A 26,663-nucleotide genomic window follows, 5' to 3' on the forward strand; every position below is an offset into this window, starting at 1 on the left:
AATGCTCAAAAACGATTAAAATTAATGCTTATGAAATGCATTATTATAGATGATGAACCGTTGGCTTTAGGAATTGTTAAGTCCTATTGCGAAGATGTAGGGACTTTAGAGATTATAGGCACTTTTACAAATGCTCTGGAAGCTATACCACTACTAAATGCCGGAAAAGTAGACCTGGTATTTTCTGATATTGAAATGCCCCAGATTAATGGAATTGATTTTATAAAAACACTAGATCACAGACCTCTTTTTATTTTTACTACTGCCTATTCTCAATACGCTCTCGAAGGGTTTGAGATCAATGCTGTGGATTATTTGGTGAAGCCCATTCCTTTTCCAAGGTTTGTAAAAGCTGTAAATAGGGCTAAAGAAATCTACGACCTAAAAAATACAAGTCAAACTACTGAAACACAAAATAATGAAGACATTATTTCTAGTAACACTACAAGTCAGTTTATATTTGTAAAATCAGAATATGACACGGTTAAAATTCAACTAAGTGATATCACTTATGTTCAAGGGTTAAAAGATTATCTTAAGATTTACACTATCGATGAGAAACCTATTCTCACCCTGATGACCTTTAAGGATATTCAATCAAAATTACCACCAGAATATTTTATTCGTGTACACCGATCTTACATAATTAATATCCGCAGTATAGATACCATCCAACGCAGTAAGATTGTGATTGGTGATGTAAGAATTCCTATAGGTGATAGTTATAAAGTAGAATTTACTAAACGTATAGGTATATAAACAACAACTACAGATAGATTTAGTTTTTCCCCATTGAGAGGGGTTACGGTGTGCACCTTAATTATTTTGTGTAATAATTAATTTTTTCATACTTCCACTCTTGCTTTTTCGATAGCATGCCAAAAACTTCATGCCAGGCATTGACTGGTTTAAAGTAATATCCCTCTCAAGAAGGAAAAAAGAAAGGTTTTATATATTAATTATTAATACAGGGTAATCAGCTTCTCCTTTTCCTGAGAGGGTTTAAATATTTTTACAACGAACTTTAAATCATATATTCTGATGGTTTGATCTTTATTTTTTTACCACCGTTATTAATCGCATCATGGATTTTATAGATACATACTTCGCTCCTATAAGATTCTATGGCATCATAGTTTAAGGTTTCATTACCTCGCACCGTTTCTATAAAGTTCTTAAGGTGTGCAGTATGTGCCGGTAAATTATACACCACATCCATATCTTTAATTTTATCAATCTGATAACTTACCTGAGGAGCAGTTTCTTTAATACCAGAGTCTCCCACTTCTTTGGCTTTATATTTAGCCAATCCAGCTTCATTTTGTATATACCCTTTATCAATATACTGTTGCCACTTTTCTGCAGCTACTTTAGATTCTCGATATATTTTATTCTCTTTACCCTCAGAAATGATAAAAGCTCCCTGATCTCCTATAAAACGTTCATATACGCCAATAGCTCTCGAGTTTGATATATTCTCATACATAGCGATTGCTGGACCATTAGGCGTATCATATTCTAAAATAGTAGCCATAGTATCTGCTTGTTCAAAACCAAAATAAGAATTGTTACCGGTAGCATAGACCGTTTTAGGAAAAGCATTAAAAAACCAGTTAAAAATATCGATCTGATGTGACCCCAGATCAGATACTACGCCTCCACCCAGTTTTTTATAATTTCTCCAATTATATACCTGATCTATAGATTCAAATCCATATTTCTTTAGCTTAGCAAGATCAATCTGATCATTTTTATTAGGACGTTGTGTCCATATTTTAGAGCGATTCCATTGACCGGTTGCATGAGTCAACCTACCAAACATTTTTTCTTTTTGGATCAGGTTTTTATATGTAAATCGGTATCTATCATTACTACGTCGTTGTCTTCCTATTTGCAAATATGTTCCTGTTTCTTTCATAGTCGTTGCCATGGCTTTTGCATCCTTAATACGATTCGACATTGCTTTCTCACAATACACATGAATTCCTTTTTTCATCGCATCAATTGCATGTCGTGCATGCCAAAAATCGGGAGTAGCAAGTGCTATAGCATCCAGCTTTTCCTTATCCAGCATTTCATAAAAATCTTCATAGGTATTAATCGCTTTACCGTGTCGTTCTTTAAATCGACGTTTTGTATTATCTCTTCGGCTTTCTATCACATCACAAACTGCCACCAGGTTACATCCTTCAATTTTAGGAATGTTATTAAAGATAATACCACTACCACGTCCTCCACAACCTACTACGGCAATGTTTACCTGGTCAAAAACAGAAAAGGTACTTGCCCTGATCCCAAAAGGTCTTGCCAGAATAATACCAGTACCTGCCAAAGCGGTAGTTTTTATAAAGTCTCTTCTCCCCTTTTGATCTTCCGGATTTTTTGATGGTTTGGTATTCATGCTATTATTGACTTATGTGGTTAGGGTGTTTACTATATTGGATGTTTCCATCTTGACTATACGCAACCCAATCAATACCTGGAGTAATTTTACAAGTTTCTTTAATCTGTTGAATTGGCATTAAAAAAAAGGCAGTCGAAAAAGCATCTGCATATACCGCTTTATCTGCACTGATCCACATACGCTGGTATAAAGTGGTTATATCGTTACTTCCTGTTTTGGGATCAAAAATATGCTTATCACTCCAATACAATCCAGAAGCGCTTATAACGGTATTACTCAAATTAAGCAACTTTTCTTCTTTTGTGCTATTAAGTGTATAGTTCCAGTATGGTTTTTGCGTGGGGTCATTACGTAATAACAATGTACTATCTCCTGCACTCAGTGCATATGTTTTTATATCGTGTGCATCCAGAATAGAAGTAAGTTGATCCAGAGCATAACCTTTACCAATACCGCCCAAATCGATTTGTATTCCTTCTTTAACACAATATACTTTTGGAGTTTCCGGATCTATATATAAACTTCCGGCATTCTTTTTCAAAAACACCTGTTTCAATGCTTCTGTATACTCTGTAGCATTTAAAATTCCTTTTTTATATCCTCTAAAAACATCAATCGCCTCTGCCATCCCAATATCAAAAACCCCTTCAGTAAGTGCCATCACTTCTATGGCAATTTTAAGGCATTCGTGGGTTTCATGATCAATCAGCACATGAGCTCCTTCTTCTAATTTATTGATCCTGGAGATATCACTATCAGGTATAAAACGACTTAATGTATGTTCTAAAACATCAATTCTACCAAAACACTGATCTGCAACACTTTGTGCATATTCTTTATCGTGATGTAGTATCTTAACAAAAAACTGGGTAGCCATAGCTGCATGCTCAAAGCTATATAGTTGGTTGGTTAATTTGTGAAGAACAGTCATTAAAGATGAATTGTTCTTGAAATTTACTAAAAACCAAAGGGATATGAAGGGGGTTTATGAAATATTTAAATATTACATCTTCTTTTATAACATTGTAAATAATAAAATATTCTAAATATTACTTTAGTTACCTGCAAAGGTTCTTAACTTTGTGGTGCGTAACAGATAAGAATACGTATGAATTCTTTACATAGATTATATCATATCATTCGATTATCGTATTTGTTAGTATTGGTATTTACTAACAATTCGATCTATGCTTCTACTACACCTCCTTACCAAACTCTCATATCACATTTTGATGAAATCAATTCCTTAACCAATAATGAGGATCAAGATGACTTTCAGGAAAACAGGTATATTGTTGTAGATTCTGAGAATATTGAGGACGAAAAAGAGGAAGAAGAAGATCAAGATGATGTTAATATATACTCGGTCTCCTCTACTCACTCTCTAAAGCATTTTAAAGACACTTCTGGTAAATTAGGATATCAGACACCCAGATGTTCTAAGCAGAAAATCTACATTCTTTATTTGCGGTTAAAGCTAGGCGCATAATACGGTACTACTAACTGGGTATTTGTGACACACTCCAAATACTAATATTTACTATTCAGAGAACTTTGCATACTCCAAAGCTCTCATTTATTTAATTTATTAAACACCGTATTATGAAAAAGATAGCATATATACTATTGCTATATCTTCCGTTATTTTGTTATTCGCAAAAATCTGGCAACGAATACAGTTCCTGGAATTCTTTAATCCTTGATTACCATATCAATGATCATTTTTATATAAAGAACGAAGCGCATTTCAGGCGAACTAATTATTTAAGTAATTGGCAACAAATACTCATACGTCCTTCTATTCATTATCAATTAAACAATGAAGTGGATTTGGCAACAGGATATTCGTATGCCAGGAATTATAATTCCGCTAAAGATTTTGATGAAAACAATCTTTGGCAACAAGTACTATTATCTCACAAGTCAAGTATCCTAAAGTTTAAACATCGCTTTAGATATGAAGAACGTTTTATAGAACAAGTGCAATTAGTGTCTCCCGGAATTTATCATAGTAATGGTATTCATTTTAGTACCAGGTTTAGGTATCGATTTACCTTCAGTTTACCCCTATTAAAAGTAACGGATCATAAAAAGATTGGTTTTACTGCTTTTGATGAGATATGGCTCAATACAGATAAAGGAATTGTTCCCAAATCACTCAATCAAAACTGGTTGTATGCTGGACTCACTTATCCTATTCTAAAAAAAGGAAAGTTAGGGATAGGCTTTATGAGCGATTATACAACACTTACAGATGCTACGCATAAAACAAATACCATTTTACAAACTACATTAAATTATCATATAAACTAAAAGACTTATGAAAACAAAAGTGATCATAGTAGGGATCGTATTGACAATGATCAGTATATCCTGTAAACACAAGCAGAATAGTACCGAGACATCAAATCTTCAGGCACAAAAATCTACCGATAACAAAGACCACAAAACACATTGGGAATATAGTGGCGAAGTAGGTCCAGAACATTGGGCCGAACTTATAAAAGATGCAGATTGTGGTGGTCAGCATCAATCTCCTATTAATATTGTAACGATTGATGTAAAAAAAGATTCAAATCTAAACCCTTTGGATATACAGTATTCTAAAGAAACAAAAATCTATGAGGTTATTAATAACGGACATTCTATCCAGTATAATTTTGAGCAAGGCGATTATATCAATTATCAAGGGGATCGGTTTGACCTAAAACAAATTCATTTTCACGAAAGCGCAGAACATACGATCAACGGTATTCGTTATCCTCTGGCTATCCATATGGTACATACCAATAAACAGGGAGAGTATCTCGTATTAGCAGTGATGGTAAAAGAAGGAGAGAACAGCCAGCCTTTTGAGTTCCTGGAAAACTATCTACCACTCAAAAAAGGAGAAACAAAAACTATCAATAGTGCTTTTGATTTAACGCAAAACCTCCCTAATAATAGAGGATATTACACCTATACAGGTTCTTTGACCACACCTCCTTGTACAGAAGATGTATATTGGTTTGTATTTAAAGAACCCATTACTGTTTCACTAAAACAGGTGGTGATTTTACGGGATTTGATGCCTTTGGATAATTTTAGAAACGAGCAACCGCTCAATGATAGAATTGTAAAAATGACAGCTTATTAAAAATCAAGTCAGTTTGAGTGTTCTGAACTCGTTTCAGAATGTATCGAAAACAAAGTGATTTTGGCCCAAAAGCCTTGTCATCTTGAGCTTGACATAATATCACATCCAATTATCCTTTTATCTCAAAACTTCATAAAGTAATTAGGATAACGTTCCAAAGCAGGGCTTTGAAAATCTTTTTCACCAGTATAAGAATTGTTTTGTGTTAAAAATCTTGAAGCCTTGGAAAGATTTTAGCAAAACAATTCTGGTTTTCAGAGAAGCTGAAAAATACCTTGAAAAAGTGCCTTTTCTTTTGTTTCGTTTTCTTTGGGCAAGCAAAGAAAATGAAAAGAAGATTAAACCAAATCATTGAATTTGTATAAAAACCTTATCATTTTGAACTTGTCGAAGTTAAAACCTTCCATTGCTCGACAAGTTCAAAGTGATAAATAAATCCGTTGTTTTATCTTAAAATAAAGAGCATAATAAACCTAAATACAAATTGTGAATATCTATTTTAAGAATCGGTAAATCCAATTTCTGGAAATTCTATATTTGGCCTCCTTAAAAAATTAGATATGAGCGCAACTTGGTACGAATGTAAAGTGAAATATAGAAAAATAGATGAATCCGGAGCACAAAAGGTAACGACAGAACCTTATTTGGTTGATGCAGTTTCCTATACTGAAGCTGAAAGCCGAATCAATGAAGAGATGTCTGCCTATATAAGTGATGAGTTTAAAATCACAAACATAAAAGTCGCTAATTTTGCTGAGATTCACCCGTTTGAAAATACCGACCGTTGGTTTAAATCCAAAGTATCTTTAATCGCTTATGATGAAGAAAGTGGTAAAGAACGAAAATCAAATATGTATCTATTGATACAAGCCAATGATGTAAAAGAAGCTTTTGATAATACCAATGCGGTGATGAATGGTACGATGGGGGATTATACTATACCTGCTATTGCAGAGTCTCCGATTATGGATGTATTCCCTTATTTCTCTGGAGAAGAAGATGATTTATCTAAACTAGAGCGATTTAATGCAAAAAAGGATTCTGTTCCAGAAGTAGTTGAAGAAGTATCAGAAGAAGCAGTAGATACTTTATTAGAAAGCTCTTCTGATGATGACGAAGAAGTTATTGAAACTGAAAGTGAAAGTGAATCTACAGAAGAATCCACTAGTACTTTTGAGATTATCCATGATAATATGGAGCCAATTCCATTTGGATTTGATGAAGAAGAATAAATACTATAACCTTTCCTCTTGTTACAACTTTGTAGATAGTAACAAGAGGAAAAATTTATTTAGTCTCATCTTACCAATGCTTAAAGGACATTAGGTGTAGCTTTACTTCTTTGAGGCTTTCTGCGGTAAGCATATAGTCCTGCCCCATTAAATTAATCTTGCATTGCCCATTAATTTCTGTGATGGCAGATATATGACCGGGATTTATTAGATGCATTTTACCATCCTCATCTTTAATTTCCATAAACTCCATAATCTATGCTATTTTAAGAGTTAAACGTATCAAAACAAGATACTTAATTCAGCTCAAAATCCTGTGTGTGATTATTATAATTATTCTATAAAGTTTTTGGGGGTAGAAACACGCCCAATTAGTCTTACTTCTTTTTATTTACGCCATTATTTTTAAGGATATAAAAACTATAACCAAACTGTAACTGTGAAAAGTTATTATTGATATTATCCAATTCATGAACCAATTTATATCTTAAAAATAATTTACCAGAGGAAGAGACATCTACATTTAAATTAAGGTTAAAGCTATTAATCCATCTGTTTTTCGAAACAGCTTCTCCTTTTTCAATAGATTTTATTGAAATATCCTCATTTAAGGTTTCAAACCAGGATAATCTATTTGTAAAACCAAAGCTCACTCGTTTCTCAGGTAATATAAGTACTGAAGCTTCTAATGGAACTTCTATGTTATTAAAAAATTCCCCTACTTCAGCATTAGAATCCGATTTAATTCCCGTACGTCCATATAATACTCCTGCATTTAGATACATGTTTAATTTAGTATTTTGATTTTCAAAAGTTACTAAATTTAAAGTACCTCCTACCGCAAAATTACGATATTGCATGAGTGAAATAGGTGTAAAAATATTATCATTCCCTACACTTACGGGCACTAGAAACTTATTATTTTCTTCAATTTTTGAATACTGAAAAAAAACATCCATATTTTGAATAAATCCTATTCCTTCAAAAAAATAGTATGGAGGAAAAACTACATTTAACCACCTTCCTTCTAACATTCGTGTATTGAGATTAAAACGTTTTTTAACTTCTAATTGTACAAGTCCATTAGGGTTTTCTTCATCAAATAATCCTATTAAATCTGTATACGCAACTGCCTCAAACAACTTTGAAGATTCTTCTCGATACAATTTACTTTGTCGTTGATTTTTATCTAAAATCACTACTTGAGGTACAGGGCTGATATCATTCGCATTTACATCTACTTTTTTAATGTATCGAATCACATCATCTACCTTAATAAAAAGGCTTCTTTTATCTGTATTCTTTAGTTGTGGTTCATTCTCTCCCAAAAGTTTTATATCCTCGCCTTCCTTAATAATTGCTCGAATTTTTTCATTGGAGTATAGACTATATTCTGATAATTGCTGTATATTTCTAGTTGAACTAATACCTATAGAATATTTGTTATTAAAGGAATATTCCTCTTCCTTAAAGGTTCCGTTTACTTGTATTTTTTCTATAAACCCTCCAAAAAAAGATATTTCAACTGAAAGGTCTTTTAGTTTATCAACCAAAGGAATCTCACGTATATTGTCATCGTTAGAGTTAAAGTATACTGGGATTTCTTCATTTTTTAACTTAATAGTAGCTACATGAGGTCTTTCTTCTTCTGTATTAAAAAACGTCACAATACGAGCAAATACTTGAGCTGTTCTATTTTCTATTAAGGTCCTATTTTGCTCTGTTTTGATCGTTAAGGGTTCATTTTGATCATCTTTTACAGATCTTATAATTTTTTTAATTTTCTCTTCCAACTTTACCTGAAAATTTGGAAAAGACAACGGCTTCAATTTAAACGATTCATTATCCGAACATTCACAAGAAAGTTCAACAATATAAAACCCATCAGTATCAATATTCGCAGAAATAATAATATTTACTTTATCACTATCTGTATATTGATCAATTAGATCAAAATCTAGTGTATATTGCTGTGCAAAAAGTGAACTGCTAAGAATTAGTAAAAAAAAAGTATATAATTTTTTCATTTGGTAATAGCTTATTGATTAATAATTGATTTTCTTTTCAATGTGGGGTTGAAAAGTATGGTTTACGTTAAGTTATTACCGTTTTTGTGTAGTAAGTTTTACATATGCTTTTGTTTTTAGGTTATACAATACAAATCCATAAAATTCTTTTATTTTATATATTTATCATTCAAATAAAGTTTTATTCTTAATCCTAGGTAACATATATTCCATAAGAGCTAAGATCATTAATACGGTGGTAAGAATTCTATATTCTCTGGAAATGATATGATGTAGTTTTAATGTTGCACCCAGGTACAATACTAATACCCAAGCTAGCTTTAAATAATCTAATCGTTTTTTGATAGGTTTTTTAATAAAGTGTAAAAAATACATTATCAGGATACTTATACAAATAATACTTAAAACAATATTTACTTCTATCCCAAAAGGCCAATGCATAATCTTAAACAGTGATCCGATAAGCATGATAACGATCAACCCTATAACAACACTAAAGTATCTGGTTTTAAGAAATGTACCATTACGTAACAATAAAAACATGCCTGATACTTCTAGTAACCATAAACCAATAGCACCTAGAAAATCATTTTCTGTTTCAACAGTAAAGTTTGATAAACCTAATCCTGTAAGACTCATCAATACTCCCAAAATTATGAGGATTGTTAGGATCTGATTAAAAGACATTTAATTTTGTGAAATAAAGAGTTAATTGTACAAGTATACAACTATTCTTCTTTATAAACATATGTTCGAATAATCCTTCCTAATTGGTTTTAGTTCCTCTCTGTTAATTGGATACTTTCGAAGCATATTAAAAAACTTAATTTCACCTTTAGTTTTGTCATATCGCTACAGAGAGGCTCTTCTTTTATAAAAAATCATTCTAGTATCTAATTCTACTTTTTCAAAATTTTCCAGAATGTACATCTCTTCTATTCCACTTGATACCACAAATACTCAAGAAACTTCCCTTTATATGTTAACCTTTTTTTTCTACGCACACTAAAGGTAAAATATCCCCATTCTTGTTGTTTATGATCTCCCTAATAGTAGTAACAAGACCTTGATAAGCATTTTAATTATTAATCAATAAATATTATACAAAATGGCAGATCAAAAATGGTACGATGAAGGTACACGGCCAAAAGTCTTCATCAATTGGAAATCTTTTGAAGATTGGGGAATTCCTTCAGATTGGAAAATTCCTTTTCAGAATGCAGTAATCAATGCCTATACCCGATGGATGAATATGGCAGGTGTGGATTTACGTTTTCAATTCTGGAACTACACAGAAAGAACATCCGCAAGAAATGGAGAACTATTAATCAAAATGAATGAGCGACATGCCAATTCGACTCGGCTCGCTTCTACCTTTGGTAGATATGGTAAGTTAGAAATTGTATTTCACAGAAAAAGAGGAAGTGATTTAACACCCTGGAATTTTTCTATCTGGTATGGTAATACCAATGAATTTGATATGTATACAATACTAGTACATGAATTTGGACATTGTCTGGGATTAGATCATTCTTCTGATACTGATGATGTAATGACCGGTGGACATCGATGGCATCATCGATTCGGACTTTATAAAAAAGACGTTGATGATTTACAGAATGTATATTCGCCATATAATAAAAACCGCTTACGACAACTACGCTCTACTAATGGCGGGACTTCTTGGTCCACAGTTAATAACAACCTAACCAACCATAACCACAACGATGCCAGAACCAATATTACTCCTGGAGTTGCGGCTACTCCTAATTCTGGGTTATACGTATTAGGGTATAGTTCTTTAAACCAAAAACCAATTTATTTAAGAGGAACCGGTGGTCATATGATGACTAACCATTGGATTGTATACGGAGGTCAAAACTCTATCCTAGGCCCCGCTTTTGCATCTGATCAGGATGCCAATATGTTATATGCCTGGGTAGATAACGATGATAACGGTACCATAAAATTAGTACGATCCACCAATCATGGTTTCTCCTGGTTCTGGGCCAGTACTCCAGCAAATGCCAATACCTATGGTACACCTGGATTGTGTCATACCAAAGTGGGCGGACAAGACACCTGGATCCTGGTATGGTCGCAATTAGACCGATCAGACCGCAGTAAAGCCGGGCATATCTATGCCAGTATATCTACCAATGATGGTAGCTCCTGGTCTACTCCTGTGCGATTGAGTTCTTTTTATAAGGTATTATCAGGAGTTTCTGTAGCGGCAGATGCCAATAACCACATTGTAGTGGCTTTTGCCTGGGCACCTAATAGTAATTCTCAAAAACACAAAGTTAATAGGATCAGAACCTTTAATTGCTCTATAAATAGCGGACAACTAAGAGTTGATCGAACTATTATGACCAACGAAACAACAAGAATACAACCCGCGGTGGCATATGACAGTAAATTCAGTAAATTTATTATGGCCTGGAGAGGTCAGAACTTTAATACTACGCTTAATGTGGTGAGTAAAGGTACTACAGCAACCTCTTGGTCTGGAAAAGTACATCTGTCTGATAAACGTAGTGATGTAGCTCCTGCCCTTGCATACTCTGATGAGAATGAAGAATTAGTATTATGGTATGCTTTTGAATAATCGATATAAAAACAATAAAAAATATAAAAATGGCAACACATTTTAACGAAAATCCATCCATCCAGGATCAGATAAAAACAGCCGATATCATCATTAATGGTCAGATTATTGATCGTATTGCAACTTCTGTTATAGAAGGTGAAGATGACTCTAAGATTGTACAAACTACTTATAAAATTGCAGTAAATGATGTACTATCTGGTGAATATAAAAACAAAGAATTAGAACTTACTATCGTTGGCGGCGAAGCCGAAGGATACACGACTGAAAAGACTATGCTTCTTACTGAAGGTCAAAACTATGTACTGTTTTTGGGCAAAGATGTAGGTCCTGGCAAAACCAAAAAACAATTTAATCCAGTGTATTGCAGTTGTTTTGAAATTGGAAAAAATAACCAGTTACACGGGTCTACCGATCTACATAAACAACTATATACCTCAAAATTAGCAGCGAGCAAAGAGGGAATTACACTAAAGGATTTTAAATCAGGGATACAGAAGTTTGAGAAAAAAGCTTTGGATCATACCAAAGAGTTACTCCAGATAGAAGCTGAAGAACTGAAGTATATTGATGCTACACCAGAAATTCTAGAAATGCCTACAGAGGAAACCGATAGAATAAAGAATCGTGACATAGGACCCAAAAGAGGGTAATATATTATTTGAATTAGCCAAAGGTAAAGAGGATGTTGTAATAACGATATCCTCTTTGTTTTTTTAAGAGGAATCCTTACAATACCCGAATTCAACGTAAGAAAATCACGTCAATTCGAGTGATCCGACATAGGAGGATTGTATCGAGAATAGTGATTTTCGAAAGAAAATTGTATTGAGGATAATTTTTTGATTATAATAACTTGAGGTTATGAAGCTTCTTTTTTTGATAGACTCCTTGCCCAGGCAATGGCATCTTCGAGCTTATCAAAATTTTTAAAGCTATTGCGCATAAAGAGTTTTTCTACCAATGCTGCCAACATACCTTTAGAAGAATAGTTAACAATACCATAGCCTTTAAGCTTGTAGTTGCTGGTAAAAAACTTAATCCAGTCATTCGCTTTTACAGAATATGAATGTACGCGATTGGCTATATATACAAGGTCTTCCCCATTATTTTCATACAAATAAGTCAGTTCTTCTACAATAGGTTTCCCATGATCCTCCCAGGTATATACTACACCCTCATCAACCTCAGAAACAATAAAAGTGTCAAACAGGTAATACGTGCCACAAGAAAATTCAAGTTCCTGTATCACATCCTTATAAAAAGAAGAGTCTCTAATATATCCCATACTTATATAGTCACAATATCGCTAGTGATATTATGAAGCAATCATTTAATTTAGTTTTAAGGGGATGGACAGACGTCATAATTTACAAATTTATCTGCACATAACAGCATTGAAATTAATTTATTTGCTACTCTAAGTTGATTATTCCCTCAATAAATACGAGCGAATTTTAAAGTACAGTACCATTCTATCATCCTTATTTTGTGGATTGCTTAACATAATCTCTTATATCCTAATACTATATTTGGTTACAATCAATCAATAAACACATATGAAACCCTATCTAATCAGTATTATTACCGCCTTATTATTAATTACTGTTTCCTGTAAGCAATCTATCGATAAGGAGGCCGAAAAGAAAAAGATTCTCAATCTTATGGAATCGGTACGAGAAGCACATTTCAAAAAAGATGCAGTGCTATTTTTCGCTCCAAATTCTGATAGCTGGTATGATGTAAGAAAAGGACAAGTGCAAAGTGTATCTAAAGCCGATAAGATTGATGGTACTCAATCCTATCTCAACAATATGGAATTCATAGAACTCAAAGATACACATCCACCCATTATCGAGGTTTCCCATGATGGAACTCTGGCTAGTTATATTGGTGCTATAGTTGTAAAAGGAAGATTAAACAAGAACCCTATATTTTGGGTAGTGTCCTGGCAGAGTGTCCTGAAAAAAATAAATAATGAATGGAAAATCATTAGCACAGCTAATACCGAAGCATCTGCTAAGGATGCTAGTGTTATCCTAAAAAAAGCTCAGGAAGCTATAGGCATAATACCCCAAGAAGGTACTGTATATGCTATGGCAGATTGCAAAGGCCCTATAGGAGATTTTAAAACCTTATTGTTCTCTGGAGTATCTGATGGTAGAATGGAGCAACGCAGTGTTAACGGTCACTCTATACGTAAACACGGAAAAACAAACTCCTGGACATTTTCTGTAGATTCACAAAAAGAAAATCAAAACCCAGAGGATTTTACCAAGTACTTTATCAAAGCACATGAATTTCATTGGTTAAGTTTACGTCCTCAAGATCGTTTTAGTAATCCTGTGTTTATAGAATTTACAGAGTTTACCAATAGAACCGCTTTCAAAATACGTTTTGATGATGGTTTAGGTAGGTATGCCTATTTTTATTATGATTTTGAATCGTATCTGCCATTAGGATTCGAAAGTGCTACAGATAGCCAGGAAAATATGGTCAAAGTAATTTTTGACGATTGGAAATCTCTACAAGACACTAAGGTCTTTTATAAATTAACGATAGAAGAAGGTGATCAGCTATGGCAATACAATTTTACAGACATCAAGATAAATACACTGAAAAAAGAAGATTTCGAAAACCGAAAGTCATATATTAAGTAATACTCTCCTATCTCTTTTCTGAGAAAAATTACGTATCTTGTAAAGGATAATTTCCCCATTTAGTCGATGTAAATTCATATTGACTTAATGGGGATTTTTTATTCTGGATTACCCTGACACAAGTTATATACTAAACCAACATACTCTTTAATCCTATGAAAACTCCAAAAATCGGTACATCAATATTATGTATCACCGCAGCACTTCTTTTTTGTTTTTCTTGTAAAAAAGATAGTACGTATACAACAATTGATTATGCAAATGTTCCTCCTAAAATTGATTCTGTAATGAAATTTCTGAAGAAGGAACATTATGCCAACAATCCTAATTGGCATTTGTTTCCGGGTACAGACGTTTCTCCTGGATCAGATACGTTAAAAAGGTTAGGATTACCTGTTCATGGTCGTTGGATTAGAACATATGTTAACGATAAGGCTTTTAAATTTTTAACAAAAGTAATTGACTCTCCTACCCAGCAACCTTTGGATTTTCCTATTGGTTCATTTATTGTTAAACAAAATTATCGTTCTAATTTTGATACCATACCTGGTATTAGCCCTGATCGAAGTACATTGGGCGCTATTACCGTACTCTACAAACCTGATCCTACATTTAATTATTGTGCGACGTCAAGTCTTAATCCATATAACGGTAGTGATTGTTTAGGTGGTGAGTGGTTTTATGGTTTCTTTTTTCAAGAAGATATGGATGATGGAGCTATTAGTGATAAATCCCTGGTAGTACAGCAAAATGTAAACACTTTTTGTGTTAACTGTCATGCTCCTGGTTTTAATACAGATTATGTGCGTTCGTTAGATAATATTCTCAATCCGTTTGGACAACCAAGTACCACAGCTTATTGTGATGCTTTTAATACCAAACCTCCAAAAGATGCCGCTTTGCTCACAGTTACAAAACCAGATAATCCAGATCAATTTTCTCAAACTGTAGAGAATTATATAAAAAACACTACTATTAGCCCGGATTTACCGGTAGATGTACCAGTAGATCCTACGAAGGTTTTTAAATATTTGGGTCCAGAGGTTACACAATTAATGTTTGACAGTTATGCCTGGAAATCTTTTATCGCCTTAAACTGGCCCAATAAAGGTATAAACCCCAATACCAAAAAACCTCAAAGAGGCGAACCAGATAAACAACTTTCTTTTCTGGATAACAAAGATAAAGCTGCGGTTTGGGAAACCTACAAACCTACATTTGAAGTATTTCAACCCAATATTAAAAATTGGGACCCTAAAAATCAACCTTGGAATCAGTTTCCCAGGACACCTAAAGGAGCGGATTGCGAACGTCAGGATCACGATTTTGTAATTACCATGGAATCCAAAGCGCGAGATGTTGTTAATGAAACCGGGCAAGCCTTTGCGGGCACCTTTGGCTATCTTGTGGATCAGGATAGCAGCAGGGTACGATATGAAGTGCTTTTTAATAGAACCGAATTCGAGTATCTGATAAGCAATGGAAGAGCAACCACAACAAATCTTACTCCTAGTGGTCCTAAAGGAGAAGCCAATAAGGTTAATTTTCCTGACACCAAAGATGACACTGCCTACAAACAAGGTGCTATGGAAATAAAGTCTGCCTGGAAAGAGTTATGCCTGACTGCTGATTGTAATCAACGAGATGCAGAAAATCTGGAAGCGGCTAAAAAGAAGTTCTTAGTTCGCAATGCTTTGATTTATAATGCAGATTCTACCTCCTGTCGCCGTGCTCCTATGGCTCTTGTGGGTCTCCATATCGCCCGTAAAACATATTTTGCACCACAATGGATCTGGATTACCTTTGAACATAAAGATAATGTGCCAGATGCTGGACAAGAAAACCCAACAGGTACTTTTTATAACCCTAAACTTAAGGAACCTGAAGACTGTTATCAACTTCCTTTTTTGTATAAAAACCCTGCCATAGCGGGATGCCCGAATGTTGATCTTAATCGTTTTGTAAAAGAGTTAACAAACCACCCCAATCAACTTACCCGATTGGTTCCTATAGATAATGCTGCAAAACAACTTAATGCTTCATTTCAGGAAGAACTTACAAAAATTGATTCTCCTTTTGCCAATTATATATTGGTAAATACACAATGGCCTCTAAACGGCAGACAACAAAATGGAAGTGTGAGTTCCTTAAACTGTAAAGACAATGGAATCGGAAATGAGTGTTTTACCATGGTTCCACGGTTTTTGCGCAATAGCGTGATTGAATCATACATGTCTGCATACTGCAATCAAAATGGTAAAGCAAAACAATTTAGTAATCGAAGCTGTATGAGTTGTCACGGAAGTGCTGGTGCCGATCTAAGTTATATCTGGTTGGATGCAGTCTCTCAACGTGTAGAACTGCAGTGATATTAAAAACTTTAACTCTGATAATAATTATTACATTTCCTTTCTTCGGAAGGGAAATGCTTCTATCTATGATTCAAAATTATCCGTAACCTGAATTTTATATAAGAGAATCACGTCTATTCGAGTGATTCAACAGAGAAAAATTACTCGAATAGACGCTTTTATACCATTCTAACTAACATCAAACTCAAGTTAGCAGGTTTTTGTAACTGAAAGACAAATTTTCAGCTCATTATACATTTAACACTCATAAGTCTTTTCTACGATATAATAAATTAAGGATCCAAGAGTTATCCTATATATCCGCGTTCATTACTTAAAGCCTCATACTATGAAAAGAGTATTGAAATTCTTACCATTTTTAGCCATGTCGGTTATTTTATTTTATTGTTCAAGTGATGATTCTACTCAAGATCCAGATATAGGAGAACCTACTGATGACTTCACAACCCTGGCAAGTACATTAAGTGTACCCTGGGAACTGCAATGGGGACCTGATAATTTTCTTTGGGTAACCGAACGTAATGGTACCATAAGCAGGATTAATCCAGATACAGGAGTACAAGAACAAATAATAACCATTGCAGAAGTAGCTCAGGTACAAGAAAGCGGATTACTAGGCATGGTATTACACCCTGATTTTACTAATAATCCATATGTATACATAGTATATACTTACAATAGTGGTGGTGGTTTGTTAGAGCGATTAGTACGTTATACCTATGGTAATAATACATTATCACAAGCTACAACGCTACTGGATAATATCCCTGCGAATTCTATCCATAACGGATCTCGTTTGTTAATTACTCCAGATTCGCATTTGTTAATGACAACAGGAGATGCCGGAAATACAAACCTATCCCAGGATATGAATTCTCTTGCCGGAAAAATATTACGATTAAACCTCGATGGTAGTATCCCTAATGATAATCCATTTTCTAATAGTTATATCTATAGCATTGGTCATAGAAATGCACAGGGATTGACTTTACATACCAATGGTACTATCTATAGTTCTGAACATGGACCTAGTACTGATGATGAAATTAATAAAATTGTACCTGCCGCCAATTACGGATGGCCAGAAGTACGTGGATTAATCGATACACCTAATGAAGAAGCTTTTGCTGCCAATACAACAGTAACGGAATCTATTTTTAACTGGACACCAACTATTGCTCCTTCTGATCTCGTATATTACTCCAGTGATCGTATACCACAATGGACCAATAAACTAATCATGACAGTGTTAAAAGAGAAACGTATTATTGCACTTACTTTAAGTGCTGATGGAAACTCGATCACTAATGAAGAAGTATTCTTTAATGATGATTTTGGACGTTTACGAGATATTGCAGTTTCTCCTACAGGTCGTGTATTTATTGCCACAAATGGTGATTCATATGGCGATACCAGCAATACACATCGTATTATTGAAATCAACAGAATCCAATAGTTTATACCTCAACGTCACATCAAGTGATTTTTTGAAGTGTAACGAAGAAAAATTGTATCGAGATGCTATCAAGTTCTAAAAAGATCTCGATACAACCCGCTATCGCGTGCCACTCGACCTGACGGGCGTTCTTGTTTTATACTTAATCGTCACATCGAGTGATTTTTTGTAATGCAATGAAGAAAAATTGTATCGAGATGTTATCAAAGCTATAATACTCTAAAAAGATCTCGATACAACACGTTATCGCGTGCGACTCAACCTAACGGGAGTGTTTGTTATATACCTCAACGTCACATTAAATGCTTTAAAACCTTTTTAAATTATCGATTCTATTCTCATCCGGCCTGGTTAGAAAAGGATCTATACCCACATACTCAGGTATCTTATCAGCGATAACTTTTAGCGTAGTTTGATTAGTATTAATTAAGTGTTTCTCAAAGTATATAATATCATCACCCTTTTTTAACTCATCTGGATGTTTGTTAAACAAGCCTATCCCAATAGGTTCATTAATATCAATAGCTATTTCCTTGCCTGATTCCTGGATTTCAAAACGATTCGCCTCTATTTCAATGATAATTTCATATTTTCCATCAGTTCGTTTGACATAGTTAACCTTCTTTATTTTAAGGTCGTAACGAATCACACGTTTCATCCAATCATCAATTAGCGCATGATACTTTTGAGGAGCTACCTTATAAAGTTCATTCAACAAATCCATAGAAGTAGCTTCAGAACTACCGCTATTAGCTTCTAACAATTGATTTAAGGCCTTATTAATAGTTTCTTCGCCTAGAACCTCTCTTAAGGCATTTAAGACAATATACCCTTTGCTATACCCCAAATACGGTTGTCTGGATGAAAGATATAAAGGAGGTTCTACAGAACGAGCATAGGATCGTCCTGAAAAATATCTTCTAGTCGTATAATCAGATAGCTTTCTAACCATCCCTTTGCCATACAATTCTTCTAGTACGACAGCCTCAGTATATTTACATAACGCTTCAGAAATAACATGGGCTCCTTCTACCCTTTTAGGAGTTAATTGATGTCCCCACCACTGATGTGCTACCTCATGAATGGTTCTACGTGCTACGACATTGATTCCTTTTTCGGGATTACGAATATCCTTGGTATACATCGCCGTTTCGTTCATACTAATCGTTCCTGGCATGGCCTGTCCACCAAAACTTCTTCCTTTGGATACTTCGGCAATACGAAGATGATTGTGTTGATAAGGCGTATAGTTTTTAGTCATATAATCCAAGGTCCTACCAGCAATACCAGCCATATAATCAATATTATGATAGTGCCCCGCATGATAATACATCTCAATATCTATGTTATTATGAGAAAGATCTCTCTTTCGATAACGAGCTGAGAAATATGTCATGTTTTTTTTGACATTTGTCTTCGTTCGATATTTAAAATAGTTTCTATCACCTTCTTTCCATTGCTTTATTAGCTCTCCAGAGGCTATTGCTGTTTGATCTTGAGTGGTTGAAACGATAGTTTCATATTGTACGCTATTGGTAGAAAACTTTCCTTTATCCTGTAAATGAGGATCGTTATAAGGAAGTTTTTCTCGTGCAGGCAATCCTCTCTTTTTACGTTCCTCAGGGTCATTAATTTCTAGTAAATCCACATATCCTAATAACGGATCAAATCGGTTATGAGAAATGTATGTACTATTGTTCATTATAGATCGACTTGTTTGGAAACCTTGTATTTTTTCTTCTAAAACAAAATGCAAACCAAGAGTATCTCCAGGGTGAAGTTTTTGTTTAAATTGAAACATATAAGATTTTAACAATGAATCTTTTAATATTAAATTACTATTTTCTATTTTAAGTATTTTGAAGTGTTTAGGAGTTGTTACAAATACCTCTTTCATTACTTCATCACTCGTATTTTTGATTTTATAATTTGCTTCAATAACGTATCTCTTCTCCTGGGGAAAAATATCTACTTTGGTTTTCACTTCTACTATTTCCGGAATAGACAAAGATTCGTATTTCTTAAAGGTCCGTTCATATTGTTCGTTAAACCAATGTTCGTCTTTTTGATGAGAAGCTATCGGATCAAGTATATGTTCATTATAATAGATATAGATTCCGCTAATAAGAAAGATGATGATAGAAGAAGTTATAACTCCCTTTTCTATACCTGAGAAAGATCTTGAGGATGAAGATGCAATATATTTTAAAGAACTTGTCGTTCCTCTATTAAACCAACGGATACTAAAAAAGATCATAAGTATAGTCAATGCTAGCCAATAGATTGTGGATATATAGAATGGTTTTGCATATTGCCCATATCCATTCATATCAGAATAATAAGCATAGATCCGTCCAAAATCCAAAAAGCGAAGTAATCGTTCTTCCAAAATAAATTCTGGAGCCAGAAATTTAAAGAATATTATAATAATCCCTGTTCCTGCCATAGCTGCATATTTATTAGGGATTAATACTTGCATAAATACCGCAAAGAAAGCTACCAGAAGTACAGGTACCCCAGCAAAATAGTATATAGACAGAAAATGCTGAAAATTTGTTGGGATATAACTATGAATCACCTGAAAAATAACACCAATCAATACACCTATAGTAAGCATAAAGAAGACTATCAGTATAATGATCATATATTTTGATAATAAAAAAATATAACTGGGTGTAGGTGTACTATAAAGGATTTCATTGAATTTATAGGATTTGGGTTTCCAAATCAACTCACCGCAATAAAGGATCACAATTAACACTCCCAACATATAAAAAGGTTCAGAGATTAAGCTCACTAATAAAGCAGTGTTGGGATAACGACCTCCAAACTCTCCACTACCTTCTACCATAAAAAACATTCCCAAGGCAATAAGAGTCATCCAGGCAAGCATCAGGACAACAAATGGAATGCTTTTAAAGACTCCTAATGTATCTGCGCTACATTGTGTATAAAAAGCCCTTAAATTAGATGTAAAGGTGTTAAAAGATGTATATGCAGATTTATATTTCTGTACCGTAACTGTATTTTCTGATACCTCGGTTTTCTTGGTTTGGATATTCTCTTTTCTAAATGAAAACAAACGATATCCTATACCCAAGATGAATAAACCGGCTATACTCCATATCAATCGATTTAATAGTACAGATCCTGATAATGCAATGATTTCATGATTCTTTTCATACGGAGTCCAGAATTGGGTTTGTTCTGCAAAAGCTGCTAGACCAAAATAATCGAGAATTGCAATTACACCAAGGATATTAGGCTTAGAAAGTACCTGACCACCGGTAAACGGAGAGTTGATATAAAAACTGGTTATCCAGAACACAACTAATAACAATACTCCTGTTACATAGGTAATAACAGAACTTCTGGAAAACAAAGTGGTGACAAAAAGAATACCTGCTATAATAAATGTATTAGGTACGATAAACAGCAACCACGGCCAGAGATAATGCCAAATACTAAAATCCCCCATACGTATATTATGATCCATAAACTGACCGAGATATAATCCCAATACTCCAAAACTGACAACCATTAATGAAGAAATATAAACACCTATGAACTTACTTAAATAGTACTTTGTTTTGGTAATTGCTGTACTGTAAATAATAGCATCATATTTATAGGTAGTATCTCTAAGTAAGGATTGTATCGTAAAAAAAAGTACCGGAAATATACTACCCAAACTCAAACCACAAATAATAAAATTGAGTTTATAAGGAGCATTATCATTAATACCACCCGTATTAAGATCTACATACATACTTGCGCCAATCACAAAGAATAATATGAGTAATACATAATACACCAATTGTTTTTTATGATATGCAAGTTCGAATTGAAGTAACTTTATAAACATGGCTTATAGTTTTTGAGGTTGGTGACTGTATAATGTTGAAAAATAGACATCTTCTAGACCCGGAACGATCGGTTCAAATTCTGAAGATGGTTGCATATCAGCATACACATGGATATGTGTATCTCCTGCAAACAATTGTGATGAGATTACCTGATAACTGTTTTGATATTCAGGCAATTTATCTTTATCAATAGTTGTTGACCATATTTTTCCGTTAAGTGTTTTGATTAATTCAGCAGGAACTCCTTTGGCAACAATGCGCCCTTCTTTAAGAATAGCCATTTGGGTACACAAATCCCTAACATCCTCTACAATGTGAGTAGAAAGCAATATAATTCTTGATGAAGCTATATCACTCAATAGATTATGAAACCGATTGCGTTCTTCAGGATCCAATCCAGCTGTAGGTTCATCGACAATAATGAGTTTAGGATCACCTAATAATGCCTGTGCAATTCCGAAACGTTGTCGCATCCCACCAGAAAATGTACTTACTGACTTTTTGCGATGAGTATATAGATTGGTTTGATGTAATAAGGCCTCAACCTGATCCTTTCTCTCTCCCTTATTAAGAACTCCTTTAAGGATTGCAATATGGTCCAATAATTTATAAGCAGAGAACCTGGGATATACACCAAACTCCTGTGGTAAATAGCCTAAGATATTCCTGAGGTTTTGAGGTTGCTGTAAAATATCTATATCATTAAAGTATAGATTTCCTTCTCCTGGTTCCTGCAAAGCTGCGATGGTACGCATTAAAGAAGATTTTCCTGCTCCGTTAGGCCCAAGTAACCCAAACATACCATCAGATATTGTTAACGAAATGGCATCAAGAGCTTTTACACCATTAGGATAGGTTTTAGAAAGGTTTTTGATCGTGAGAGTATTCATATCATATTTATTTTAAATACGAATCTACCCTTGCCTCTATTCAGTTTCAATAATTTGGGATAAACGACGTCTATATGATGTTACAATCAAAAAATAATAATATATAGCTCCTTGATCACTATTTAATGAACGTTTGACATCTTATGCGGGTCGTTTGCCAACTGTTTTGTTTCCTTGGTACCACTTGTTTACTTTTGGGTTATGGTTACACAATTAAGCAAACGTACTCGCCTTTTAATCCGGATATTTCTGATCTTATTATTTGTAGTAGGATGTATTAACGGGTATTATAAAACACTTGTAGAGTTTGATCAATGGATTGCATATGCAAAAACTATTAATCGTCCTATTGGAGAGGTCAATGTTTTTATAAATACCTTGTTTAATAATCATTTTGCGGGTTTATTTATTACGGTTTTTTATCCAGTACTCGTTTTTTTTATGGAAAAGAAAGACCTGATAAACCCGTCAATAGGCTGGAGAAAGAAAGAAATACTATTAGCAAGTTTCCTACTTGCCCTGGTTTTGTTTGTGTCTATAGATGAAACTTATGAGTTATATCCAATAATGTTTTATATCTATTTGGGTGTATTTATATTGTTAATCGGATTTGTTTGGTATTACTTTTTCAGGAATATATCAATTCCCAAACCTTTAAGAATCTTAGCTTTCATAAAAAATAATATCAAGAATATCATACTAGGTATTCTATTATTCGCCTGCTTTATTTTAATGCTAAGTCATAAGGAACATCCCACATATGAATACCTTTTTGACCTCTGGTCTATCATCTTCATATTAACTATAGCATATATTGTATTATCCTGGATTCTTAAGGAGTACAAAGCCATACGAAAACTTAAAAATGAAAAAGCACAAGCAGAATTACTACATCTAAAAAGCCAGGTAAACCCCCATTTCTTTTTTAATACACTCAATAACCTTTATGGATTGATTCGTAAAAACCCTGATGATGCTCGTGAACTTGTTTTAGAGCTTTCTGATATGATGCGTTATACCATATATGAAGGTCAAAAAGAATCCGTACCTATACAAGAAGAAGTCACCTACTTAAAAAATTTCATCACCATTCATCAAAAACGATATCATAAACATATTGATATTCAGTTTAAAACCGAAATAGAAAATAACAATTGTCGCGTAATGCCCTTATTATTTATTATTCTAGTAGAAAACGCTTTTAAACACGGTGTAGAAAACTTAAGAAAGAATGCCTATATTCATATGCATTTAGCTCTTAAAAACAATACAATTAGATTTGACATAGAAAATAATTATGATCATACCGAACGTTCTCAAATGACCGGTATTGGTATAAAAAATCTTAAAAAACGATTAATCCTGATGTATCCAGAAAGACATAAGCTACATATCGAAACCACCAATACTATTTATAAAGCAACATTAGAGATACAATTAGTATGATAAAATATATTATAGTCGATGATGAAACTATTGCCCACGATATTATTAAAGAATATGGTGACCTATTGCCTAATCTTGAATTCAAACAGCATTGTTATGATGCTTTTGAAGCCTTGAAATACCTGAATGAACATCCTGTAGATCTCATGTTTCTCGATATTAATATGCCCAAGTTAAAAGGGTTTGAACTCTTAAAAACACTCACACATCCCCCAAAAGTAATTGTCACTACAGCTTATAAAGAATTTGCCCTAGAAGGATATGAGTTAAACATATCTGATTATTTATTAAAACCATTTAGTTTTGAACGTTTTATAAAAGCTGTAAATAAAACTATTCACTCCATTGAGCAATCAAATGTTTCTACGATTGTAAACCCTTCAATTATAGTAAATGATTCTCAGCGTATTTTTCTAAAAGGTGATAAAAGACATATACAATTAGCTATTGATACTATTCTGTATCTGGAGGCTTATGGAAATTATACAAAAGTGTATACACAAAATGATACTATCAAAACCAGAGAGAAAATATCTACACTGATGCAAATACTTCCTGAAACTGATTTCACCCAAGTTCATAAGTCTTTTGTAGTTGCTCATAAACACATTCATAGTATTGAAGGTAACAGGATCTTTATTGATAAATATCAGGTACCTATTGGTAAAGTATATAAAATAAATATTAATCGTTTATTAGGTAATTAAGGATATATGCTATACCTCTCCTCCATCCATAATAAACTTTAACCATCTTGATCGTTCGCCACTTAGTAAAATATCTGTATGATATGATGGTAATAGAGTGACAGATAATTGCCCTGGTTTAGACGGGATAAGCTTTTGTATAGAATTAACACCTACCAATAACTGACGGTTTAACCGAATAAATTTTGCCGGATCCAACAAAGTTTGTAACTGATGTAATGAGTAATCTATCGGGAATGATCTGTCGTCTTTTAATTTTGCAAAAACCAATTCGTCACGATAAAAATAAGCTATATCTGAAGTTTGTACCGGTACCAGGCTGTTTCCTGATTTTAATAAAAAACGATCTCTATATGATGGACGATCATGTTTGCGCAGCAACTGAATCAGATTCATATTATCGATCTCAAAATCTACTGGTTTTTGAGCAATCGTCTTAAAGAATTTTTCTAAAGAAATATTCAGATCTTCCTTTGTGATAGGTTTTAGCAAATAGTCAATCCCAGTAGTTTTAAAAGCTTTAATAGCATATTCGTCATAAGCAGTAATATATATTATTGGAGCGTTTATCTCTACCTCTTCTAAAATTTCAAATGAAATACCATCTGATAAATGAATATCCATAAAAATTAGATCTGGAGATTCGTTCGATTGAAACCAATGAATCGAATCTGTAACGGTAGATAAAGATGTTATTACTGTTATTTGACTATCCAGTTGTTCAATAAGTTTCATCAAATGATCCCTGGCGGTTGCCTCATCCTCTAGTAGTACAGCATTAATTTTCATATGCAGTAGGAATTAAGGGAATAGAAACACTAAACTCTTTGTTAGTATTTGATATAATCACTTTATCATCTGTTAGAAAATCATAGCGTTTGGTAATATTTTCTAATCCGGTTCCAGTAGTTTCTTTAGTGCGTTTTGGGTTGTTATTGTTTTTTACAGTAAAATACCTTTCATTAATCTCAAAATGAATATGTAAAGGTAATTGTTCATCAATTCTATTATGCTTTACTGCATTTTCTATTAATTGCTGTAAAACCAATGGAGGAACACTTTTATACCTAAATAATTCTTCATCTATAGTATCATTTACCTTAAGAGCACTTTTGTATCGTTGCTCTATCAATAATAGATATTGCCTGGCCATTTCATACTCCCGTGATATCGGAATCATTGATTTTTCATTATTCTGAAGAATATATCTATACACAGATGAAATGTTTTTAAGGAATTTTTGTGCCAAATCACTGTCCTCATCTATTAAATAATACAACGTATTAAAGTTATTGAACATAAAATGAGGATCCAATTGATTTTTGAGTAATGCCAGATTCGCTTTTATGATTTCTTTTTTGAACTGTTCGTTTTGGATGTGTGAAACATAATATTGATTTTTCCAGTTAAATGCCTGTAATATCAAACTAAAAATTGAAGAAATTGCCAGTCCTACCAATGCAGAAAACACCATATGCTGAAGCATCGGAACCTCGCTTCCTAGAACAAAATGATCCAACCATTTATATAAATAAAACAATATGCTATAGGCAATGGTTCCTACCAAAATACTTAAGAAAAACATCATTGCATTTCCATAACTCGTCTGAGTCATCTTTCTCTGAAACCATCTAATAGATTCAAAACACAGATACATAATAAATCCCCATAAAAGAACAAAAGCAGGATAAAACTTAGGAGCCTCTCTAAACCTTGAAGCAATTGCAATAATCCCGAACATCACTACTCCAACCGTAATCACAACCGTGCATCTCCAGAATAAGGGTAGTTTGGGTGTTTGTATATCCATATAATCAATATTGTAAGAATAAAAATAGGCAATTGTCCTGTAAATACTT

21 protein-coding genes and 1 pseudogene are annotated in these 26,663 nt (G+C 33.6%); 12 read left to right on the plus strand and 10 right to left on the minus strand.

The window, feature by feature from the left end; all coding sequences use genetic code 11:
* Nucleotides 1-30 precede the first annotated feature (30 nt).
* Nucleotides 31-759, plus strand: coding sequence for a LytR/AlgR family response regulator transcription factor (locus U0D62_RS11035; RefSeq protein WP_322287341.1), 729 nt, complete (start codon nucleotides 31-33; stop codon nucleotides 757-759).
* A 265-nt stretch (nucleotides 760-1,024) separates the two neighbouring features.
* Here the strand turns inward: U0D62_RS11035 and U0D62_RS11040 are convergent, their stop codons facing one another.
* Together U0D62_RS11040 and U0D62_RS11045 are read right to left on the minus strand one after the other, a co-directional pair.
* Nucleotides 1,025-2,401, minus strand: a complete 1,377-nt coding sequence (locus U0D62_RS11040) for a Gfo/Idh/MocA family oxidoreductase (protein ID WP_322287342.1) — start codon at nucleotides 2,399-2,401, stop codon at nucleotides 1,025-1,027.
* A 4-nt stretch (nucleotides 2,402-2,405) separates the two neighbouring features.
* A complete protein-coding gene (locus tag U0D62_RS11045; protein WP_322287343.1) occupies nucleotides 2,406-3,335 on the minus strand; it encodes an FAD:protein FMN transferase in 930 nt (309 codons plus the stop codon).
* A gap of 177 nt (nucleotides 3,336-3,512) precedes the next feature.
* Between U0D62_RS11045 and U0D62_RS11050 the strand changes: the two genes are divergently transcribed.
* The 4 genes and pseudogenes from U0D62_RS11050 to U0D62_RS11065 all read left to right on the plus strand — a co-directional run.
* A complete protein-coding gene (locus tag U0D62_RS11050) occupies nucleotides 3,513-3,893 on the plus strand; it encodes a hypothetical protein (RefSeq protein WP_322287344.1) in 381 nt (126 codons plus the stop codon).
* Between the two features lie 113 nt (nucleotides 3,894-4,006).
* A complete protein-coding gene (locus U0D62_RS11055) occupies nucleotides 4,007-4,717 on the plus strand; it encodes a DUF2490 domain-containing protein (RefSeq protein ID WP_322287345.1) in 711 nt (236 codons plus the stop codon).
* A 7-nt stretch (nucleotides 4,718-4,724) separates the two neighbouring features.
* A complete protein-coding gene (locus tag U0D62_RS11060) occupies nucleotides 4,725-5,540 on the plus strand; it encodes a carbonic anhydrase (protein ID WP_322287346.1) in 816 nt (271 codons plus the stop codon).
* A gap of 560 nt (nucleotides 5,541-6,100) precedes the next feature.
* Nucleotides 6,101-6,637 (plus strand): annotated as a pseudogene (locus U0D62_RS11065) (DUF4494 domain-containing protein); the annotation flags it as partial.
* Between the two features lie 205 nt (nucleotides 6,638-6,842).
* Here U0D62_RS11065 and U0D62_RS11070 read toward each other — a convergent pair.
* From U0D62_RS11070 to U0D62_RS11080, 3 genes are all read right to left on the minus strand, one after another.
* Nucleotides 6,843-7,025: a hypothetical protein gene (locus tag U0D62_RS11070; RefSeq protein ID WP_322287347.1), complete on the minus strand. Its 183-nt coding sequence runs from the start codon at nucleotides 7,023-7,025 to the stop codon at nucleotides 6,843-6,845.
* Nucleotides 7,026-7,149: 124 nt separating this feature from the next.
* On the minus strand, nucleotides 7,150-8,799 hold the full coding sequence (locus U0D62_RS11075; RefSeq protein WP_322287348.1) for a hypothetical protein: 1,650 nt from the start codon (nucleotides 8,797-8,799) through the stop codon (nucleotides 7,150-7,152).
* Nucleotides 8,800-8,964: 165 nt separating this feature from the next.
* Nucleotides 8,965-9,486 carry a hypothetical protein gene (locus U0D62_RS11080; protein WP_322287349.1) on the minus strand — a complete coding sequence of 174 codons (522 nt, stop codon included), beginning with the start codon at nucleotides 9,484-9,486 and terminating at the stop codon, nucleotides 8,965-8,967.
* A 421-nt stretch (nucleotides 9,487-9,907) separates the two neighbouring features.
* Between U0D62_RS11080 and U0D62_RS11085 the strand changes: the two genes are divergently transcribed.
* Together U0D62_RS11085 and U0D62_RS11090 are read left to right on the plus strand one after the other, a co-directional pair.
* Entirely contained in the window at nucleotides 9,908-11,407 is a 1,500-nt protein-coding gene (locus U0D62_RS11085) for a matrixin family metalloprotease (RefSeq protein WP_322287350.1), read from the plus strand.
* Between the two features lie 29 nt (nucleotides 11,408-11,436).
* Nucleotides 11,437-12,060: a hypothetical protein gene (locus tag U0D62_RS11090; RefSeq protein WP_322287351.1), complete on the plus strand. Its 624-nt coding sequence runs from the start codon at nucleotides 11,437-11,439 to the stop codon at nucleotides 12,058-12,060.
* A gap of 209 nt (nucleotides 12,061-12,269) precedes the next feature.
* Here U0D62_RS11090 and U0D62_RS11095 read toward each other — a convergent pair whose 3' ends face one another.
* Nucleotides 12,270-12,695 (minus strand): hypothetical protein, encoded by a 426-nt coding sequence (locus U0D62_RS11095; protein WP_322287352.1) that lies wholly within the window; start codon nucleotides 12,693-12,695, stop codon nucleotides 12,270-12,272.
* Between the two features lie 271 nt (nucleotides 12,696-12,966).
* On the opposite strand from U0D62_RS11095, the gene U0D62_RS11100 reads away from it, so the two are divergent.
* The 3 genes from U0D62_RS11100 (at nucleotide 12,967) to U0D62_RS11110 (ending at nucleotide 17,895) form a co-directional block, all read left to right on the plus strand.
* Nucleotides 12,967-14,067, plus strand: a complete 1,101-nt coding sequence (locus tag U0D62_RS11100; RefSeq protein WP_322287353.1) for a hypothetical protein — start codon at nucleotides 12,967-12,969, stop codon at nucleotides 14,065-14,067.
* Nucleotides 14,068-14,222: 155 nt separating this feature from the next.
* Nucleotides 14,223-16,436 (plus strand): hypothetical protein, encoded by a 2,214-nt coding sequence (locus U0D62_RS11105; RefSeq protein WP_322287354.1) that lies wholly within the window; start codon nucleotides 14,223-14,225, stop codon nucleotides 16,434-16,436.
* A gap of 331 nt (nucleotides 16,437-16,767) precedes the next feature.
* Nucleotides 16,768-17,895: a PQQ-dependent sugar dehydrogenase gene (locus tag U0D62_RS11110; protein WP_322287355.1), complete on the plus strand. Its 1,128-nt coding sequence runs from the start codon at nucleotides 16,768-16,770 to the stop codon at nucleotides 17,893-17,895.
* A 307-nt stretch (nucleotides 17,896-18,202) separates the two neighbouring features.
* Here the strand turns inward: U0D62_RS11110 and U0D62_RS11115 are convergent, their stop codons facing one another.
* A complete protein-coding gene (locus U0D62_RS11115) occupies nucleotides 18,203-21,760 on the minus strand; it encodes an ABC transporter permease/M1 family aminopeptidase (protein ID WP_322287356.1) in 3,558 nt (1,185 codons plus the stop codon).
* 3 nt (nucleotides 21,761-21,763) lie between these two features.
* Nucleotides 21,764-22,651, minus strand: coding sequence for an ABC transporter ATP-binding protein (locus tag U0D62_RS11120; protein ID WP_322287357.1), 888 nt, complete (start codon nucleotides 22,649-22,651; stop codon nucleotides 21,764-21,766).
* A gap of 201 nt (nucleotides 22,652-22,852) precedes the next feature.
* Here U0D62_RS11120 and U0D62_RS11125 point away from each other — a divergent pair, with 201 nt between their 5' ends.
* Both U0D62_RS11125 and U0D62_RS11130 read left to right on the plus strand, forming a co-directional pair.
* Nucleotides 22,853-24,097 carry a sensor histidine kinase gene (locus tag U0D62_RS11125; protein WP_322287358.1) on the plus strand — a complete coding sequence of 415 codons (1,245 nt, stop codon included), beginning with the start codon at nucleotides 22,853-22,855 and terminating at the stop codon, nucleotides 24,095-24,097.
* Nucleotides 24,094-24,804 (plus strand): LytR/AlgR family response regulator transcription factor, encoded by a 711-nt coding sequence (locus U0D62_RS11130; protein WP_322287359.1) that lies wholly within the window; start codon nucleotides 24,094-24,096, stop codon nucleotides 24,802-24,804. The genes U0D62_RS11125 and U0D62_RS11130 overlap by 4 nt, the downstream gene beginning before the upstream one ends.
* A gap of 9 nt (nucleotides 24,805-24,813) precedes the next feature.
* On the opposite strand, the gene U0D62_RS11135 is transcribed toward U0D62_RS11130, so the two are convergent.
* Both U0D62_RS11135 and U0D62_RS11140 read right to left on the minus strand, forming a co-directional pair.
* Nucleotides 24,814-25,593, minus strand: coding sequence for a LytR/AlgR family response regulator transcription factor (locus U0D62_RS11135; protein WP_322287360.1), 780 nt, complete (start codon nucleotides 25,591-25,593; stop codon nucleotides 24,814-24,816).
* Nucleotides 25,583-26,614 carry a sensor histidine kinase gene (locus U0D62_RS11140; protein WP_322287361.1) on the minus strand — a complete coding sequence of 344 codons (1,032 nt, stop codon included), beginning with the start codon at nucleotides 26,612-26,614 and terminating at the stop codon, nucleotides 25,583-25,585. Before U0D62_RS11140 ends, U0D62_RS11135 begins: the two co-directional genes overlap by 11 nt.
* Nucleotides 26,615-26,663 lie beyond the last annotated feature (49 nt).

Origin of the sequence: Aquimarina callyspongiae (assembly GCF_034322225.1) — a bacterium.
GTDB lineage: Bacteria > Bacteroidota > Bacteroidia > Flavobacteriales > Flavobacteriaceae > Aquimarina.